The sequence below is a fragment of the Streptomyces sp. NPDC004788 genome (genome assembly GCF_053601115.1).
Genome location: NZ_JBSGBF010000132.1, coordinates 1 through 18615 on the forward strand (window position 1 = coordinate 1; position 18615 = coordinate 18615).

Consider the following 18615-nt stretch of genomic DNA (forward strand, 5'->3'; position numbering starts at 1 on the left):
GACCGCCGCACCGCTCGCGGTGGCGGCGACGCCCGCCACCGCCACCAGTGGCACCACGACGGCCGCCGCCGCCCGGGGCGACGCCCGGCAGCCGAAGGCCGCCACCGGCACCGACAAGGCCGTGCAGGACGCCCTGCGCAAGGCCAAGGAGACCGGCAGGCCCGTCCCGGTCGACGCCCTGACCACGGAGTCGTCGGAGACGGTCGCCAGCCCGAACGGCCACCGGCTCATCACCAAGACCCACGCCCAGTCCGTACGGGTCAAGCGCGCCGGCCACTGGCGCACCCTGGACCCGACGCTGCACGCGGGCCCCGGAAACACCGTCGTGCCGAAGGAGACCGGCGCCCGTCTGGCGCTCTCCGGCGGCGGCACCGGCCCGCTGGCCACCATCACCACGGACGACGGCAAGCGGTTCGCGGTGACCGCGCCGTTCGCCCTGCCGAAGCCGGCGCTGAGCGGCGCCACGGCCACGTACGCCTCGGTGCTGCCCGACGTGGACCTGAAGCTGACCGCGCTCGCCGACGGCGGCTGGCGCGAGGTCGTCGTCGTCAAGACGGCGAAGGCCGCCGCCGATCCGCGGCTCAAGGAGCTGCGCTTCCCGGTGCGCACCACCGGCCTGAAGCTGTCCGCCGACCGCGCCGGCAACATCGTCCTCAAGGACGGCCACGGCAAGGCCCGCATGCACGCCCCGACCCCGTTCCAGTGGGACTCGGCGTACGCGGCCCCCGCGCCGCGCTGGACGAAGGCGGCGCAGCAGGCCTCCGGAGCCCTCGCGGCCGCTTCCGTGGCCGCTCCCGTGCCGGGCGTCCGCTCCTCGGCCGAGCAGCCGGGTGACGGGGCGAACGTCTCCACCATGAAGGTCGTGGCGAGCGCCGACGCGCTGGTCCTGACGCCCGATCCGAAGACCTTCGGCAAGGGCACCGGGCCCTGGTACCTGGACCCGACGGTGAGCGCCCAGGCCAACCGCCAGGTCAACGCCCAGGTGCAGGAGAACCACCCGACGACGTCGAACGTCAACACGCTCTCCAGCCTGGGCGTGGGCTACTGCGGCTACTCGGACTGCACCGGTTACGGCCGCTACCGCTCGTACTTCCAGCTCGGCATCCCGTCCCAGCTGTACGCCGATGGTTCGCACGGCACCGCCCAGATCGCGAGCGCCACGCTCACCGCCTCGGTGGTCAGCTCCTCCTCCCCGGGCACCAACAAGGGCATCGCCCTGTGGAACACGCCGATGATCCCCGGCGGCGCCACCTGGAACAACCAGCCCTGCGGCACCGGCTACATGAACGGCTGCGACAAGGTCGGGACGCAGTGGATCACCGGCAACGGCAACATCTACTACGACGTCAAGTGGTGGGTGCAGCGGGCCGCGGACCAGAAGTGGTCGAACTGGACGGTCGGTTTCTCGGGTGAAGACGAGAACAACATGTACTACCGTCACCACCTCGGCCCGGACCCCGTCATCGCGATCGAGTACGACATCGCGCCCACCATCTGGTACCCGCGCACCGTCCCGACGCCCGGCTTCGCCGACAGCGGCAGCTACAACGACTGCCAGACGCCCGGCGGCAACCCCTGGTACAACCCGGGCTGGGTCGGCGCCAACCAGTCCATCAAGCTGCGGGTCAACACCTGGTCGCCGATCGGCTACAACCAGCTGTACACCAACTTCCACATCTGGGACGACAACGACTCCAACTGGAGCGTCCGGCAGGACGTCGGCCCGACCGGCAGCTACGGCGAGGTCGAGTACTGGGCCGGCGCCCTCACGGACGGCCACCAGTACGGCTGGACCGCCAACGTCAGGGACGGCTGGCTCTCGTCCGGTGACACCGCGTGGTGCTACTTCCGCGTCGACAAGACCCCGCCGGCAGTCACCGTCAGCTCCACCGACTTCCCGGCGAGCGGCACGGTGAACGTCGTACCGAAGCTGAAGATCAACGACACCGGCACGTTCCAGGTGAACGTCACCGACCCGGCGCCGGGCAGCGGCCTGAACGCCTCGGGCGCGGCCTGCTTCCGCTGGACCACGGACCCGACGCCGGTCACCGGCTGGAAGTGCTCCGACCCGGGCGTGGTCCGGGGCGCGAGCGGCAGCTTCTCGTTCACGCCGCGGATCTGGGGCACCAACGTCCTGTTCGTCCAGGCGATGGACGTGGCGGGCAACTACAGCCAGCCCTTCCCGTACACCTTCTACGTGCCGTGGGACCCGGCGAAGGGCGCCGCCGTCCCCGGTGACCTGGACAAGGACGGCCGCGGCGACATCCTCAAGCCGGACGCCGCGGGCAACCTGATGCACATGACGGCGGACAGCGATCCGACCATCGCGCAGGCCGCCCTGCTCGGCCTCGCGCCGCAGGGCACCACGTGGAACGACGTGCAGACCACGCACCGCGGCGCGCTGCGCTCCATGGGCGTCGACGACGTCTTCGCGCACACCACGGCCAACCCGGCGCTGAAGGGGAACCTCTACCTCTACCCCAACAAGGGCGACGGCACGTTCAACACGTACACGACCGTGGACAAGCCGACGACCTTCGCGGCGCCCGACGGCACCCCGCTCGACGCGCCCCCGGCCGGATGGGTGCCGGACTGGTCCGAGGCCACCCAGGTCCTCGCGCTCGGCGCGCCCAAGGCGACGCTGAACGACTTCGACGGCGACCTCGCCGCCGACCAGACGGCCGTGCTCGCGGTCGAGCGCGGCAACCTCTGGCTGTACCGCTCCAACAGCATCAACAGCCTCGACGCGGACGCCGTCCTGGTGTCCAACACCGGGAACTGGGGCAACTTCGAGCTGCTCAACCCCGGTCCGGCGAGCGGCAAGGCGCAGCCGACGCTGTGGACCCGCAGCCTGACCGACGGCACGCTCCGCTCGTACCCGATCGGTACGAAGGCCGACGGCCGGCTCGACCTGTCCGGTCTCGCCAGCCCCACGGGCCCGGCCTCGTCCGTCATCGGCAGCGGCCTGACGCCCGCGGCCTTCCCGAAGGTCGGCACCGTCGGCGACGCCACCAAGGACGGCATCGCTGACCTGTGGGCCGTCGCCGCCGGCAGCGACCAGCTGATGTTCTGGCGCGGCAAGACCGCCGGCGGCACCAGCGCGACCGCCGTCACCGGCTTCGAGGCCCCGGCCAACCTGGGTGACACCACCGCGCCCGTCGACCGCATGCGGCTCTCCGCCGCGGTGGCCGGCAAGACCCCGGACGCGTACGGGAAGTTCCCGGGCACCGTCAAGGGCGGCGTCACCTTCACCAACGACACCGTCAACGGCGCGCCGGCCACGGTGGCGACGTTCAACGGCACGGACGGCGAGATCGATTCCGACGGGCTCAAGGTCGACACCACCAAGTCCTTCTCGATCTCGCTGTGGACGAAGGCCAACGCGTTGACGGACGGCGTGGTCATCAGCCAGGACAACACCCAGGCCAGCGGTTTCATGCTGTGGCCCGCCACCCTGGGCAACGGCTACGTCAACTGGCACCTCGGCATGGCCACCGCCGACAACGGCGGCTGGCCGTACGACCAGACGGACGTGCGCAACAGCGCGGCGCGGGTCCAGCTCGGCGCGTGGACGAAGCTGACCATCAGCTACAACGCCACGACCGGCCAGATGACGCTGTACGTCAACGACGCCCTCGCCTCGGCCGGCATGCACACCACGAAGCTGGCGGCCGCGGGTTCGCTGGTCCTGGGCCGCTACAAGTACCAGGGCCGCGCGAACAACTTCTACAACGGCTCGATCGCCGACGTGGTCGTCCACGACTACGCGGTCGACCCGGCGAGCGTCGCCGGTCCCGTCGTCTCCGACATGGCGCCGGGCGTCTGCCTCGACGTCGACGGCGGCGTCTCGGCCGACGGCCGCGCGGTCCAGGCATGGACCTGCAACGGCTCGGCCGCGCAGGCCTGGAAGGCCGCCGGCGACGGCAGCCTCCAGATCCTGGGCCGCTGCCTGGACGCCCCGGGCGTCGGCCCTTGGGGCAACGGCACCCAGCCCCAGCTCTGGTCCTGCAACGGCGGCGTCAACCAGAAGTGGCTCGTCCGCCCGGACGGCTCGATCTACAACCCGGCTTCGGGGCGCTGCCTCGACCTCCCGGGCGGTGCGACGGCGAACGGGACGCGGCCGCAGCTGTACGACTGCAACCAGACGCGGGCGCAGAGGTGGCACACGGTCGCGGTGACGTGACCGCCTTGACCGTGACCGTCTGATCCGGAAAACGATCGGCCTGCGCCCCCTGGAGGGACGCAGGCCGATCGCGTGCCGCGGTGCCGTCGAAGGATTATCTCCGCGGTCCTATTCGAAGACGGCGGGCGGCAGCTGCGGTGCCTCGTCGAGTCCGGCGCGCTCCAGCCAGCGCGCGATCTCGTCGCCGTGCGTGCCGGTGCCGGTCGCCCGGGCCACCGTCTCGGCCGCCTGCGGATCGGCCTCTCCCGCACGGCAGATCAACTGCAGCGGCCACACCGGGGCTGCACCGGGCCCGTTGTCGAACGCTTCCCAGTTCCACGGTGCCGAGAACGTCCACATGCGGCCTTCGCTGTCGGCCACTTCGTCACCGTCCCGCAGGAAAGCGTAGGGGCGGTGGATCAATTCGGACTGGACCGGCTCGGCACCTTCCGGGTCCAGCGTGAAACCGATCTCCTCGGCGGAGGGAGAAATCCCCACTCCGTGGGCCACGAGCGACACATAGACGCGAGGCCGGGGCAGCCAGCCAACGTCCAACGGCTCCGGGAATTCCTCGACGTCGACGACATAAGCGGCAGTCCGGGGAATTCCGACTTCGCACACGTCCTGCGGCGCGATCGCTTCGGCGGGCGATACGACGCAGAATGGTTCCTCGTCGCGGCCGGGTGCGTCCGGCGTCCGCGGAATGGCGCGCAATCCGTTCCACTGGATCATCGAATCCGGGTCGATCTCGTTCCACGGCCATCGCACGGCCACCGAGTGCGCGTTCACCTGCGTGACCAGGGCCTCTCGGGGAGCGCACCACAGTGAGACGACATCGCCGACACGAGCACGAGCGAGCGCGCCCCCGAGGTCAGAGGTTGTTGCACCCACGGGCCATTCTCATTCCAGTTGAAGTCATCGTTACACGCCCTCACTACACGACCCTCCATGCATCCGTCAACAACGGAAAGGGCCCGCCGGCCGAGCCGGCGGACCCTTTCTCTCATGACGTGATCATTTACCAGCAGTGACCAGTCGTTACCAGCGCATGCTCTTGAGTCGGAAGGTCAGTTTTCCATTACCGTTCTGAACCATTCCGAACGGCGCTCCCTTGGTGGCGAAGATCAGGACGCCACAGACCTTGCGGCAGATGTTGCGTGACGCCCCTCCCTGGATGGGAGTGGCCTTCAGCTTGCTGGCGCCGTAGATCACTCGCTGCTCGGCGTGCAGATCGCCGGGCACCATCTCGGGGTCGATGTGGATCTCGTCCGGGGCGAGCGCGGTGATCTGCGCGGGGGTCAGTCCCCCCTCGCCGTTTCCTGCCACGAGCCTCTTGACTCCCACTCCGGGAACATCGACGTCCAGCACTGCGGTGGTGTGGATGTCGAAGTCGGCCTGGCTCGGTTCGGCGTTGTTGATCTCCCGCGCCCGCTTGGCCTGGACCTCGTCGTCGCCCAGGGTTTCACAGTTGTGCACCAGGACCGGCGCGTTCCCCGCCAGCACGTAGTACGTGTGCAGGCGGTCCACCGTGAGGTCGTACGTGACGACGGCCTCGTGGTAGTTGCGGACCCTGGTGACGGTGATGAGCGTGCCGTCCGACGTCCGCAGCTTGTCGCCGTCGGCGAGCTCGCTCGCCTCGGTCCAGCGGCGCGTCGTGGCGTCCCAGAACGGGTGGTGCCACGTCGTGGTGAGCTTGCTGGACTTACCGTCGTCCGACGTCAGGACGAGATCGGTGAAGTCCTTGTCGTCCGGCGTGGTGATCAGCCGCTCGACCGTCTCCGCCCGGGTCACGCCCGTCTGCGGGTCGGTCGCCAGGACCTGGTCGCCCTCCTTGACCTCTTCGATCGGCTTCGTCGTGCCGTCCGCGAGCTGAACCGGCGTGCCGGCCGGGAAGCTGTGCGGACCGCCGATGGGGCAGGAGCCAGCCTCGTCGGCCGACTTGGCGGCGTCGTCGGCTGCCTTCTTCTCGGCCGCGACCGCCGCGTCCTCCGCGGCCGCCGCCTCGTCGGCTGTCTTGCGCGCCGCGACCATGGCGCTTTCGGCCTCACGGGCGATCTTCTGAGCACCTCGGAAGGCGTCGTACGCCTTCTCGCCCTCCTTCCAGAGCTTGAAGGCCTTGATGCCGACCTTGACCGCCTTGAAGACCTTCGACCAGGGGACGAAGTTCAGGGCGGTGTTGATGCAGCCCATGACGTCACCCTTGGTGAAGCAGTCACGCGCGTCGTTGAAGCCGATCAGGTCGCCGACGACGTCGACGATCTTGCTCATCAGCTCTTCGCGTTCCTGCTTCGCCTTGGCGAGGGCCTCGTCGGCGGCCTGCTTCTGACGCAGGGCCTCGGCAGCGGCGGCCTGCTTCGCGGCGTTGTCGTTCTTGGCCTGCTGAGTCGCCGCGGTGGTGCCGGCGTCGGTGGGAGTGCCACCGCCGTCACCGCCTCCGCCTCCTTCTTGCTTCTCGTAGTAGCGCTGCCAGCCGGCGGCGCTCATGCACCGCCCGCTACCGTCGTCGGCGGGGATACACGTACCGCTCGGGTCCGACTGATCGACCGGGTTGTTGTCGGCGTACGCGTAGGAGTTCCACGACTGCGGGTCACCCGCGCTGAAGATCGGGTCGACCGACAGGAAGCGCCCCGTCACCGGGTCGTACTGGCGGGCCCCCAGTGTGGTGAAGCCGGTTTCCTCGATGGTGCCGCCGACGAAGCCGCTGCTACCCGCCCAGACACCGGCGCCCGGCTGGGTGCCGCGCGCGTTGCCGAAGGGGTCGCTGGGGCGACGAGCGGTGGCGAGGGTGCCGGCCTCGAACTGGACACCGTTGGTTCCGTGCGGGTCCCCTGCCTGGTAGTACAGCTTGCCCGTGCCCGCCTTGGTGACGCGGGTGATGGACAGGCCGCCGGGCGCCGGATAGCTCCGGGTGTCGGACAGCGTGCCGGTCGCCGTGTCGAGGACGACCTCGTCGGCGCCGACGTACAAGGTGACCTTGCCGGGCGAGCGGCGGATCAGCTGGCTGCCGTCCGCGTCGTAGACGTAGCTCGTCGTGCCCTTCGCGGTGTCCTCGACGGACGCGACCTGGCCCTCGTCGGTCCAGTTGACCTTCTTGGTGCCGGACGTGTCCGTGATAGCCGTGGTGTTGCCGGCGGCGTCGTACTGGTACGTCGCCGTCTTCACATCGGTTCCGACGGTCGTCTTCGACGTCTTGAGCGCGTGCGGGCCGCCCGTGCCGCCGCCCGTGTCCGGAGCCGTGGTCGGGGTGTTGGGACCGGTGGCGAAGGTCTGGTCGACCGTCTGGTCCTTGGCCGTGTTGCCGGTCGGGTCGTGCCGGACCAGCTTGGTGCGGTTGCCGGTCAGGTCGTACCCGTACGACTGCCAGTACGGAGCCGGGCCGCCGACCCGCCCGGCGGCATCGGCCGCGGTCGGCTCGGTCGGGTTGGCGCAGCCGCCGATGCCGGAGACCGACGGGGCGGGCGCCGTGGTGATGCCGCCGTTGTCGGTCCAGGCGGCGCTGAGCCGGCCCAGGTAGTCGTACGTGAAGCACTGCGTGTCGACGCTCGTGCCGTCCTGCACGTTGCGGGCCGAGGTGAGCGAACCCGCCTTGTTGTAGGTGTAGGTCGTGAAGTCGACGTGGTTGCCGGCGAGCTGACTGTCCAGCGTGGACTGCGTGACCCGGCCGGTGGCCGCGTCGTACAGCTGGGAGGAAACAACCTGGGAGCCGTACGGGCCGACCGTCGTACGAACGGGTCGGCCGAAGGCGTCGTACTGCACGTCGGTGACCAGCGTGGACTTACCGCTGGAGCCGATGAAGTTGCCGTCGACGTCGTAGGAGTTGGTCAGCCGCTCCGCGGTCATGCCGCCGGCCGCGGGCAGGGTCATGGTCTTCGGCAGACCGAGGACCGGGGTGTAGGTGAGCGAGGAGGTGTACGTGCCGGCGAGCGCGCCTTCACTGGCCGGGATCGTCACGGACGTTCCGGTGGGGCGGTATCCAACGTCGTAGCCGGTGATGGCCGACTTGTACGCCTGGCCGTTCACGAAGCGGGTGGCCGAGTCCAGCTTGCCCTTGGCCTTGGCGTCGTACGTCCACTCGATGGTCTTCTTCGCCGGGTCGGTGGTGTCCGTCCCGGCATAGGCGGCGGTCTCGCGACCCAGCAGGTCGTACGTGAAGCTGATGGACTTCCCGAGCGCGTCCGTCGTCGTGACGGCCCGGCCGCCCGCGTCATAGGTGGTCCGGGTCTCACCGGCGTCCGGGTCCGAGCCGCCGGTCGGTTCGCCGAGCACGTTGTACGAGTACCGCCACTCGTGACCGGACGAGTCCTTGCGGAGCACCGGACGGCCGGCGATGTCGTACGAGGTCGTGGTGGCGTCGTACGCGCCGGTCGGCGTGTTCGACTTGTACTGCCGGACCTCGGTCTCGCGGCCCAGCGCGTCCATGATCGAAGAGCTCGCGAACCCGCCCGGCGGCGGCGTCACGTCGATCCGGTCCGCGCCCGCGTACGTCGTCGTCGTCCGCCACTGTTCCTGGCCGTACGACATGAACTTGCTGGCCGTGACCCGGCCCAGGGCGTCGTACTCGTTCCAGGTCTGCGCCGGGATCTGCGAGTCCTGGGGGACGAAGACGACGGACGTCGGGCCCGAGTCGTTGTTGAAGTACGACGGGGTCGTCTGGACCTCGCGGCCCTGGGTGTCGAAGATCGCGTCCGAGATCAGCCGGCCGACGGAGCCGAACGGCGGCATGGCCTGGGTCTGGCGGACCCGGCCGAAGCCGTCGTGGATCTGGATGCTGGTGCCGTAGCTGCCGTCCTCGCGCAGGTTCTGCGTGGTGATGGCGGCCGGGCCGTCGCGGTTGATCTTGAGGTCGTAGGAGAACTTCTGGTTCGGGGACTGCGTGGCCTTGTCACGGCCCGGCTTCCACACCGCGACCAGGCGGCCGAGGGAGTCGTAGTCCTCGTCCGTGAAGCGCCCGTTCTCGTCCACCGCGCGGGTCGGCAGGCCTCGGCCCGGATCCATGGTCGTGGTCGAGGTCCAGCCCAGCGGGTTGGTCACCGCCACGGAGGTCGGCAGCGCGCCCTCGGCCGGCGTGTAGGCCGTCGTGGTCGTGGCGCCGTCCGGGTGCGCGGTGTCCTTGGTGTTCGGGTCGGTCGTGGAGACCTGGCGGCCGTACTTGTCGAAGGTGGCCTTGGCCGTGACCCGGTAGTTCGGCGAGCCGTCCGCGTTGTACGAGCTCAGCACCTCGGTGGAGGTCTGCAGCGCGCGGTCGCCGACCGTGCCCAGCGGCTGGTTGTCGTACAGGTTGTGGGTGTCCGCGATGGTGTTGGCGGCGTTCGGCGTCGCGCCGCACGGACCGGCCAGCGTCAGGACCCGGTACGGGAGCTCGATCAGCATCGGGTTGGCGCCGGAGGCGTAGGACGTCTCGGTGCACTGGCGCTGCTCGGGCTTGGTGACGTCACCGTAGACGTCGACCTTCTGCACGCGTGCGGCGTGGGTGAGGTCGGTGTCGTAGGTGACTTCGCGCTTGGTCTCGCGCCAGCTGCCGTCGGCGAGCCGCGCCCGCTCCCGGACCTGGGCGGTGTTGACGAAGCGGGCGGTGACCTTCGGCAGGCCGGAGACGGACGGGGTGTGGGTGGAGGTGATCTCCGAGCGCCACGGGGTGCTCAGCTCGCCGCTGAGGACCTTGGCGTCCGCCGCGACCGACTCGAAGGTCTGCGTCTCGCGGACGAAGCCCGCGTACTCCTCCTCGTCGGTGATGGTGCCGCCCCAGGTGTCGGTCACCTGGCCGCCCATGCCGCGCAGGAAGGTGGCGACGGACTTGCTCTTGGGGCCGTCGGTGCCGTTGCCGGTGGTCGTGGTGACCGTGGCGTAGCCGCGGAAGTTGTCGTACGTCCGGGTGTCGTCGTCGGCGAACTCGGAGTCGTTGCGGTGCCAGGCGGCGCCGCCCCCGTACTCGTACTCGGTGACCCGGGCGACACCGGAGGTGACGCGGGACTCCTGGGTGACCGAGCGGACCAGGTACTTGTGGAACCAGTCGAGCGACGGCGCGGTGCCCGTCGGCGAGCCCGGCTTGACCCACTTGACCGGCATGCAGGCCATGGTGTTGGTCTCGGGCGCGGCGGGCATGGTGCCGGCCACCCGCGAGCACTCCACCGGCTTGTAGCCGATGTTGATGCGGCCGCCGGTCTCCGTGACGATCTCCGTCATGCGGGGCCGGTTGAACCGCGAGGCGGTGACGGTGACCTCGTCGACGCGGTTGGGCATCTGCACGCCGGTGAAGGTGACCGGAGGCAGGTCGAGCGCGGCCAGGCCGTTGGAGCCGGTGCGCTTGATCGACTGGAGCCACATGGTGGGGCTCTGGGTGGCGTCGTCGGGGTACGACCAGCCGTGGGTCAGCGTCCAGTTGTCGACGGTGCGGTAGCCGGTGCCGACGAGGACCTCGGTCTTGACCTCGGCGAGCCGCTTGGAGGTCCAGAAGGTCGGGCCGTAGACGGTGCAGGTGCCGGTGTCGGCGCACTGCTGGTCGAGCGGCGTGTCCTTCCAGCGGCTCTGGTTCGCGAGGGTGCGGTCCGCCGGCTCGCAGCCGGTCGTCTCGAAGCAGCGCTCCTTGGCCGTGAAGGTCATCACGACGGCGGGCTTGACGCCGCCCTTCGCGGCGACCTGCTCGGGCAGGCGCTGCCCGTAGGAGACCGTGTGGGGCTGCGAGGCGCGCTGGTACTTGGTGCGGGCGCCGTTGCCGTTGTTCTGGCCGCCACCCCGGGCGTACCAGTTGTCCTCCTTGTCGTACGTGTAGCTGATGAGGTTGCCGTGGAGGTCGACGATGTAGTCGAGGTTCCACTGCCAGCCCATCTGGCACCACGAGGCGAGTCCGGTGGAGGCGCTGTAGCAAGGGTCGCCGGACTTGGGGTGATAGACCGGCACCGTGTTGACCGACTCGCTGGCCGGGTCGCTGCCGTCACCGCCAGGCAGGTGGTTGGCGCCGAAGTAGTAGTCGGTGCCCTCGGTCGTGGTGACCTTGAAGCCCTCGCCGTTCCAGGCGCCGTTGTTCAGGCCGGTGAGCGGGGTGATCTTCGTGCCGTCGTCGCCCTGGAGGCGCAGCACGCCGGTGGTGTCGTCCTTGACGACCTGGCCGGAGTGGCCGGCCAGGTTGAGGCTGAGGGTCTGGCCCGCCCAGCACTCGTCGCCGGACATGTCGATGCCGTTCTTCAGGCACGGCTTGTACTGCCGCGAGATGAAGCCCGGGGTGTAGGCCCAGCCCTCACCGGCCCAGGACGCCTGGGAGTTGGAGGCGGCCGTCATGCCGTCGACGGTGGAGGAGTCGTAGCCGAGCATGACGCTGGGCGCGGCGCCGCCGATCGCGGTCGGCATGGAGAAGGTGTAGCTGTACGTGAAGTTGCCGGCGTTGGATCCGGCGCTCCACGAAGCGGACGGCGAGAGCGGGGTGGCGGCGAAGGAGCCGCCGGAGCCCGAGGTGGCAGGCTCGGCGGACAGCACCATCGCGGTCGACGTGGACGACGTGGCGAAGGAGCGCTGGGTGCCGGTGCTCGCGGTCTGCGTCGTGGCGGGCAGCGTGATGTCGGCGGTCAGCTTGCCGGTGCGCGGGTCCAGGGTGGACGGGACAGGCGTGCGGGTGCGGCAGCCGGCCTTCGCGGGGGTGGTCAGCGCGCAGGCGGGCATCCGTACGAGGCGGGCGCGGTCGCGCCAGGAGCCGGTGCCCTGCAGCGTGTTGATGTCGAGTTCGACGCGGACGGCGCGTCCGGCGTCGGTCGCGGGCGAGGCGCCGCGCACGGTGATCAGGTTGCCGAAGGCGCCGGCTGCCTTGCCCGCGGCCGGGCCGCTGACGGTGACGCTGACGGAGGCAGGACCGGCCGGGTCGGAGTCCGCGGCAGGGTCGGAGTCCCCGGCCGTGGCTCCGGCGGCGCCGCCGGCGGCCTTCTTCGCGCCCGTGGCGGACTTGCCGGACTTCGCGCCCTTGGCGGCCCTCGACCCGGACTTGGCGGGTTTCGCGGGCTTCACCGCGCCGAGGTCGGCGACGGAGACGGGCAGCTTGCCGGCGCGTATCGCGGCGGCCTTGCGGCCGGCGCCGGGCGCGTGCGGCAGGGGGACGGTGGCCGAACCGGTCGGCACCGGCTTGCGGGCCGACCGCCAGCGGCCGGCGACCCCGGTACGGGGGTCCACGGAGGCGCCGAGCTCGCCGGGGTCCGTCGCGCCTTCGACGGACTTCGTCCTGTCCAGCTTGGTGTTCGGCGGCGTCCACACCTTGGGGTGGGGTCCGTGGGCGGCCTGCGCCTCGGGGACGGCGACGAAGGAGATCAGGACCGCGAGCACCGCGGTCAGGACCACCGACTGCGGTCTTCCTCTGCGTCTTGACCACATCGATGGCTGGGCATACCACGCCCTCATATCAACTCCAGGAACTTTCAGGCAGCACAAAACGACGCCCGGCCGGATCCGGCGGGGCGTCACCGCGCGCGGGGACGCGACGCGGTCATCCGCACCCTAGGGATCAACCGGCCTCCAACACCACGCTCGACCAGCGGATTTGACGGCGGCTTTACTTTGCGGAAAGCGGTTGATCACCGGATATCGCAGGAATGATCCGACTTCTGCTGCGGCGATCCCGATCCTCCGGCCGCCCACCATCCCGGATCCAGCCGTTCCAGCCACCCCAGTTCGTCATGTACGGTTCAAGAACACGTGCGCCGGGCGTTCGATCCCCGACGTTCTACGCGCGCAGAATTGGCTCCCGCACCGCCTTCCCCCCTCACCCCCTCACGGAGGTCTGACGGATGCTCGGACTCAGAAGGTCCACCCGCCGCTTCGCCACCCTGACCGCCTGCGGCGCGCTCCTCGCCGCCGCCGCGGCTCCGCTGCTCGGCTCGTCCGCAGCGGCCGCGCCCCGGGCCGGCGCCGCCCTCACCGCCACGGACACGGCCACGGCCACCACGCCGCTGCGCGTGCTCTTCGACAACTCCAAGGCGGAGACCGCCGGAAACGCCGACTGGATCATCGGCACCGGCCAGCCCGACCCGCTCACCCAGAACCCGTCGCCCTCCGTCGAGACCGACTGGACCGGCGCCATCTCCGCCTGGGGCGTCGCACTGCAGAAGACGGGGCGCTACTCGCTCAAGACGCTGCCCTCGGGCGGCACCATCACCTACGGCACCACCGCCGCGACCGACCTGCAGAACTTCGACACCTTCGTGCTGCCCGAGCCCAACATCCGGCTCAGCGCGAGCGAGAAGACCGCGGTCATGAAGTTCGTCCAGAACGGCGGCGGCCTCTTCCTGATCTCCGACCACACGGTCGCCGACCGCAACAACGACGGCTGGGACGCGCTCGCCATCATCAACGACCTGATGAGCGACAACGGCGTCGACAACACCGACCCGTTCGGCTTCAGCCTCGACGTCCTGAACATCCAGACCGACAACCCGCGGGCGATCGCCGACAGCGCCGACCCGGTGCTCAACGGCGCCTTCGGCAAGGTGACCGGCAGCATCATCCGCAACGGCACCACCGCCACCCTCAAGCCGGCCGACAACCCCTCCGTCAAGGGCCTGATCTACCGCACCGGCTACTCCGGAAACACCGGCGCCTTCTTCGCGACCAGCACCTTCGGCAGCGGCCGGGTCGCGGTCTGGGGCGACAGCTCGCCGATCGACGACGGCACCGGCCAGTCCGGGAACACGCTGTACGACGGCTGGAACGACACCGCCGGCACCAACGCGGCCCTCGCCCTGAACGCCACCGACTGGCTCTCCAAGGCCACCACCACCGGCGGCGGTGGCGGCGGCACGACCTGCACCGCGGGGCAGCTGCTCGGCAACCCGGGCTTCGAGTCCGGCGACACCGCCTGGACCGCCTCGTCGGGCGTCATCACCAACGACCCGGCGCGACCGGCCCGTACCGGCTCCTACAAGGCGTGGCTGAGCGGCTACGGCTCCGCCCACACCGACACGCTCTCCCAGACGGTGACGATCCCGGCCGGCTGCACCACGGCCACGCTCGGCTTCTACACCCGGATCGACACCGCCGAGACCTCCACGACCACGGCGTACGACAAGCTCAAGGTCGAGGTCCTGAACGGCTCCGGCGCGGTGCTCTCCACGCTGGCGACGTACTCCAACCTCAACGCGTCGAGCGGCTACGTCCAGCGCAGCTTCGACCTCGCGGCGTACGCGGGCCAGACCGTGACGCTGCGGTTCACCGGCACGGAGGGCTCCACGCTGCAGACCTCCTTCGTGATCGACGACACCTCGCTCACCGTCGGCTGACCGCGGGCCGGGCGAACCGCCCGTCTCCCGCGTTCGGGCGCGCCGCGCCGGCCCGCGCGGCGCGCTCCTCGCGGGCCGGGAGGGTCACCCGGTCCGCGAGGAGCCGGTCGATGCCCCCAGCCCGTACCGCTACGACGGCCTCAGCTCGCTCTGCGTCGACTGCGCCCTCAAGCGCTCGCCGGAGGTGAGCAACACCGAGGGCCTGATCGGGCGCAGCCGCGAGGTGATGACCGCCCAGGGCGCGACGACCTCGCTGGTCCGGCCGTCGGCCACGGCGTCGCGACCGGCGTATGGCCGGACATGACCGAGCACGGCTGGGAGACCGACGAACGGTCGGAGGGCCGAGCCTCGTCCTGGTGGTCGCGCGAGCGCATGCTCCACCGGGCCGTTCCTGCCAGGCGGAGCATGCGGGCGGGAGACGATCGAGGGGAATGGGTGGGCGCCGGGCCCCTCGCCAGGGGATGTTAGCGCTCACAATTCCCGTGGAGCAAGCCTCTCCAAGGCTGGCCCGGTAAAATCGCCCTCAGGCGAAGCGCGTTGTCAGTACCTCGCGCACGGGGCCACCGAGGCGGTGGCCGGGGCGTGTTCCTGCGCTCTCGGCGGCCGGCCCAGGTGCGGCGTTCACCGCGCATGGCGGGCTCCTGGGCCGGTCGTCGGCCTGTCCGCAGGTGGGCGGAGCAGGCCCCGACCGGCCCCCGCGAGGTCGTTGCGCGGTTGTTGACGGAAGCGGTGGACCGGCACGAGTATCGGTGGTGTTGTCTCCGTGGTGGCGCCGGAACCTTCTCACGCTCTTGGCAATCCCGACGGAGAGGTCCCATGTCCCGATCCCGCTCGCTCGCGTTCCGGCTGCTCGGCGTCATCACCGTGCTCGGCCTCGCGCTCGGCCTGAACCTGCAGGCGGCCCCACGGGCCGCCGCCGCGTCGCTGGTCCAGATCACGAACTTCGGCACCAACCCGACCGGTCTGCTGATGCACCTGTACGTGCCGGACAACGTCAAGCCCAACCCGCCGATCCTGCTCGCACTGCACGGCTGCCAGGGGACGGGCCCCTACATGTACTCGAGCACCGACTTCGCCTCCCAGGCCGACAAGTACGGGTTCCTCGTCATCTACCCCTCGACGAGCCCGAGCGGAAGCTGCTGGGACGTCTCTTCGGATCAGGCGCTGACCCGTAACGGTGGCAGCGACCCGGTCGGGCTCATGTCGATGATCACCTACGCGCAGCAGCGCTACGGCGGCAATCCCAACGCCGTGTACGTGACCGGGGAGTCCTCGGGCGGCATGATGACGAACGTGATGCTCGCCGACTACCCCGACGTCTTCAAAGCGGGCGCGGCGTTCATGGGAGTGCCCTACCACTGCTTCGCCACCGGCTCGGTGCGCGGCTGGAACTCGGCCTGCGCCCAAGGCCAGGTACACATGACGCCGCAGCAGTGGGGCGGCCTGGTGCGGAACACCGGATACCCCGGCTACACCGGCCCGCGGCCGCGTGTGCAGCTGTGGCACGGGACCGCCGACACCATCCTGAGCCACAACAACCTCGGCGAGGAGATCAAGCAGTGGACCGACGTCCTCGGCGTGAGTCAGACGCCGTCGGCCACCGACACCCCCGCGACCAACTGGACCCGGACCCGGTACAACAACAGCGTCGGCGCCCCCCAGGTCGAGGCGTACAGCATCGCCGGGGCGGGACACCAACTGCCGGTCCAGGGCACGGGGATGGCCGCCGACGCGATCCACTTCATGGGGCTGGACGCAGGCCCCTCTGGTGGTACGACGGGCGCGCTGCGTGCGGTGGCGGCAGGTAAATGCCTGACCGACGCGAACACGACGCCGGGCACGCAGCAGCAGATCCACGCCTGCAGCGGCGGCGCGAACCAGACCTGGACGCGCACGGCGTCCAACCAGTTGACCGTGAACGTCGGTGGCGGCACGCTCTGCCTGGACGCCAGCGCCAAGGGGACCACCGATGGCACCAAGGTGATCGTCTGGTCCTGCAACGGTCAGTCCAACCAGCAGTGGAAGTTCAACCCGAACGGTACCGTCACCGGGGTGCAGTCGGGGCTCTGCCTGGACGTGGCCGGCCTGGGGACCACCGACGGCACGCCCGTCCAGCTGTGGTCCTGCAGCGGCGGCACGAACCAGCAGTGGACGATGGGGTGAAACAGCGGCCGGCCCGCAGGGGCACTCCGGGTGAAGCGCTCTCGCGGGCCGGCCACGCGAGGTTCCACCACAACGGGGAAGTCGCGTGGGCGCATGGGTGAACTGCCTGCCAGATGCCGGCCAGGCAGGCTGCCAGAGCGTTCCGCCGATCCGAGTCGGGGACACCTGTCATCGGTGCGGGGCCATGCGGGTGATCGGGTGACCGACTCCGCGACCGATGGCGCGGCGACCGGTCCTTCCACCCGACGAGGCGAGACAGTGGACCGGATCTTCGGCCGGACCAAGCGAGGGCGTCGTCGACGTCGGCAGCCGGATGGCTTGACCGGCTGACCACCCAGTTCGTCCGCAAGGGGACACATCGATGACCGACTCCGGAACCTCCTACTCGGACCTTCGCGCCCTGGTGATCAACTGCACCCTCAAGCGGTCACCGGAGCGCAGCCACACTCAGGGCCTGATCGACATCAGCACCGGGATCATGGAGCGCCAGGGCGTGCAGGTCGAGGTGCTCAGGGCGGTGGACATCGACATCGCGACCGGTGTCTGGCCGGACATGACGGAGCACGGGTGGGAGACGGACGAATGGCCGGTCGTCTACTCCAAGGTGATGGCCGCCGACATCCTGACCCTGGCGGGGCCGGTGTGGCTGGGAGACAACTCCTCCGTCATGAAGACGATCATCGAACGGTTGTACGCGTGCTCCTCGATCCTCAACGAACGGGGTCAGTACGCCTATTACGGACGCGTGGGCGGCTGCCTGATCACGGGGAACGAGGACGGGGCGAAGCACTGCGCGATGAACGTGCTCTACAGCCTCCAGCACCTGGGTTACGTGATCCCGCCGCAGGCGGACGCGGGCTGGGTCGGGGAAGCGGGGCCGGGGCCGTCCTATCTCGACCCCGGGTCGGGTGGGCCGGAGAACGACTTCACCAACCGGAACACCACGTTCATGACGTGGAACCTGCTGCACCTGGCCCGGATGCTGAAGGACTCCGGCGGCATCCCGGCACACGGCAACCAGCGCTCGGAGTGGGACGCCGGCTGCCGCTTCGACTTCGAGAACCCCGAGCACCGCTGAACGATCGATCTGCTTATAGTTGCGCCATGAGCAACCTCTCGGCATATGGCGAAACGCAGGCTCCCGCAGCGAACGGGGTCCAGTCCGTCGACCGTGCCGTCAGCGTCCTGGAGATCCTCGCCCAGCGCGGTGAGGCGGGCGTCAGCGAGGTCGCCGCGGAGATCGACGTCCACAAGTCGACCGCGTTCCGCCTGCTCGGGGCGCTGGAGGCGCGCGGTCTGGTCGATCAGGCGGCCGAGCGGGGCAAGTACCGGCTGGGCTTCGGGCTCGTGCGTCTGGCGGGGGCGGTCACGGGCCGTCTCGACCTCACCCAGCAGGGCCGGCCGGTGTGCGAGCGGCTCAGCGAGGAGATCGGCGAGACCGTCAGCATCGCCGTCCTGCAGGAGCATTACGCGGTCAACCTCTACCAGGTACGCGGGCCGGGTGCGGTCGGCACGCACAACTGGGTCGGGCAGCTCACCCCGGTGCACGCGACGTCCAGCGGCAAGATCCTGCTCGCCCATCTGCCGGCGAAGGAGCGCGCCGGCGTGCTGGCGGCATCCGGGTTGCGCAAGCTGACGCCGCGCACCCTGACCGCCAGGACCAAGCTGGAGAAGAACCTCGCCGAGGCGCGGGAGCGCGGGTACGCGGTGACGCTGGAGGAGTTCGAGATCGGACTGCACGCCGTCGCGGCCCCGATCCGTTCCCACCACGGCGAGACCCTCGCCGCCCTCAGCGCCTCCGGCCCCGCGTACCGCTTCACCGAGGAGCGCATCCACGAGCTGGCGCCCCTGCTGGTCCGGGGCGCCGAGGAGATCAGCCACCGGATGGGCTACGCGGACTGAGCCTCCCCGGTCCATGGGAGGGGCGCCCCTCGCCCCGGGACTGGAAGTCCCGCATGGCGGTGAGGGCGGTGCGGCGGCGCGTTCGTCGGTGGTGCGGGGCGGCCGGCCCCGGTGATCCCGGCTCATGCCGGGATC

General features: G+C 70.1%; 7 protein-coding genes. 5 read left to right on the plus strand and 2 right to left on the minus strand.

Features of this window, described 5'->3' with window-relative positions:
• On the plus strand, positions 1-4183 hold a 4183-nt coding region (locus tag ACWEJX_RS34645), incomplete at its 5' end, for a ricin-type beta-trefoil lectin domain protein (RefSeq protein ID WP_451611390.1).
• Positions 4184-4291: 108 nt separating this feature from the next.
• Here ACWEJX_RS34645 and ACWEJX_RS34650 read toward each other — a convergent pair.
• Complete coding sequence (locus ACWEJX_RS34650; RefSeq protein WP_451611391.1) at positions 4292-4951, minus strand: hypothetical protein; 660 nt, start codon at positions 4949-4951, stop codon at positions 4292-4294.
• Between the two features lie 249 nt (positions 4952-5200).
• A complete protein-coding gene (locus tag ACWEJX_RS34655) occupies positions 5201-12481 on the minus strand; it encodes a polymorphic toxin-type HINT domain-containing protein (RefSeq protein ID WP_451611392.1) in 7281 nt (2426 codons plus the stop codon).
• Between the two features lie 446 nt (positions 12482-12927).
• Between ACWEJX_RS34655 and ACWEJX_RS34660 the strand changes: the two genes are divergently transcribed.
• The 4 genes from ACWEJX_RS34660 (at position 12928) to ACWEJX_RS34675 (ending at position 18480) form a co-directional block, all read left to right on the plus strand.
• Positions 12928-14415 (plus strand): hydrolase, encoded by a 1488-nt coding sequence (locus tag ACWEJX_RS34660; RefSeq protein WP_451611393.1) that lies wholly within the window; start codon positions 12928-12930, stop codon positions 14413-14415.
• Between the two features lie 816 nt (positions 14416-15231).
• Positions 15232-16578 carry an extracellular catalytic domain type 1 short-chain-length polyhydroxyalkanoate depolymerase gene (locus ACWEJX_RS34665; RefSeq protein ID WP_451611394.1) on the plus strand — a complete coding sequence of 449 codons (1347 nt, stop codon included), beginning with the start codon at positions 15232-15234 and terminating at the stop codon, positions 16576-16578.
• Positions 16579-16939: 361 nt separating this feature from the next.
• Positions 16940-17656 (plus strand): flavodoxin family protein, encoded by a 717-nt coding sequence (locus ACWEJX_RS34670; RefSeq protein WP_451611395.1) that lies wholly within the window; start codon positions 16940-16942, stop codon positions 17654-17656.
• A 26-nt stretch (positions 17657-17682) separates the two neighbouring features.
• Positions 17683-18480, plus strand: a complete 798-nt coding sequence (locus tag ACWEJX_RS34675) for an IclR family transcriptional regulator (RefSeq protein WP_451611396.1) — start codon at positions 17683-17685, stop codon at positions 18478-18480.
• Positions 18481-18615 lie beyond the last annotated feature (135 nt).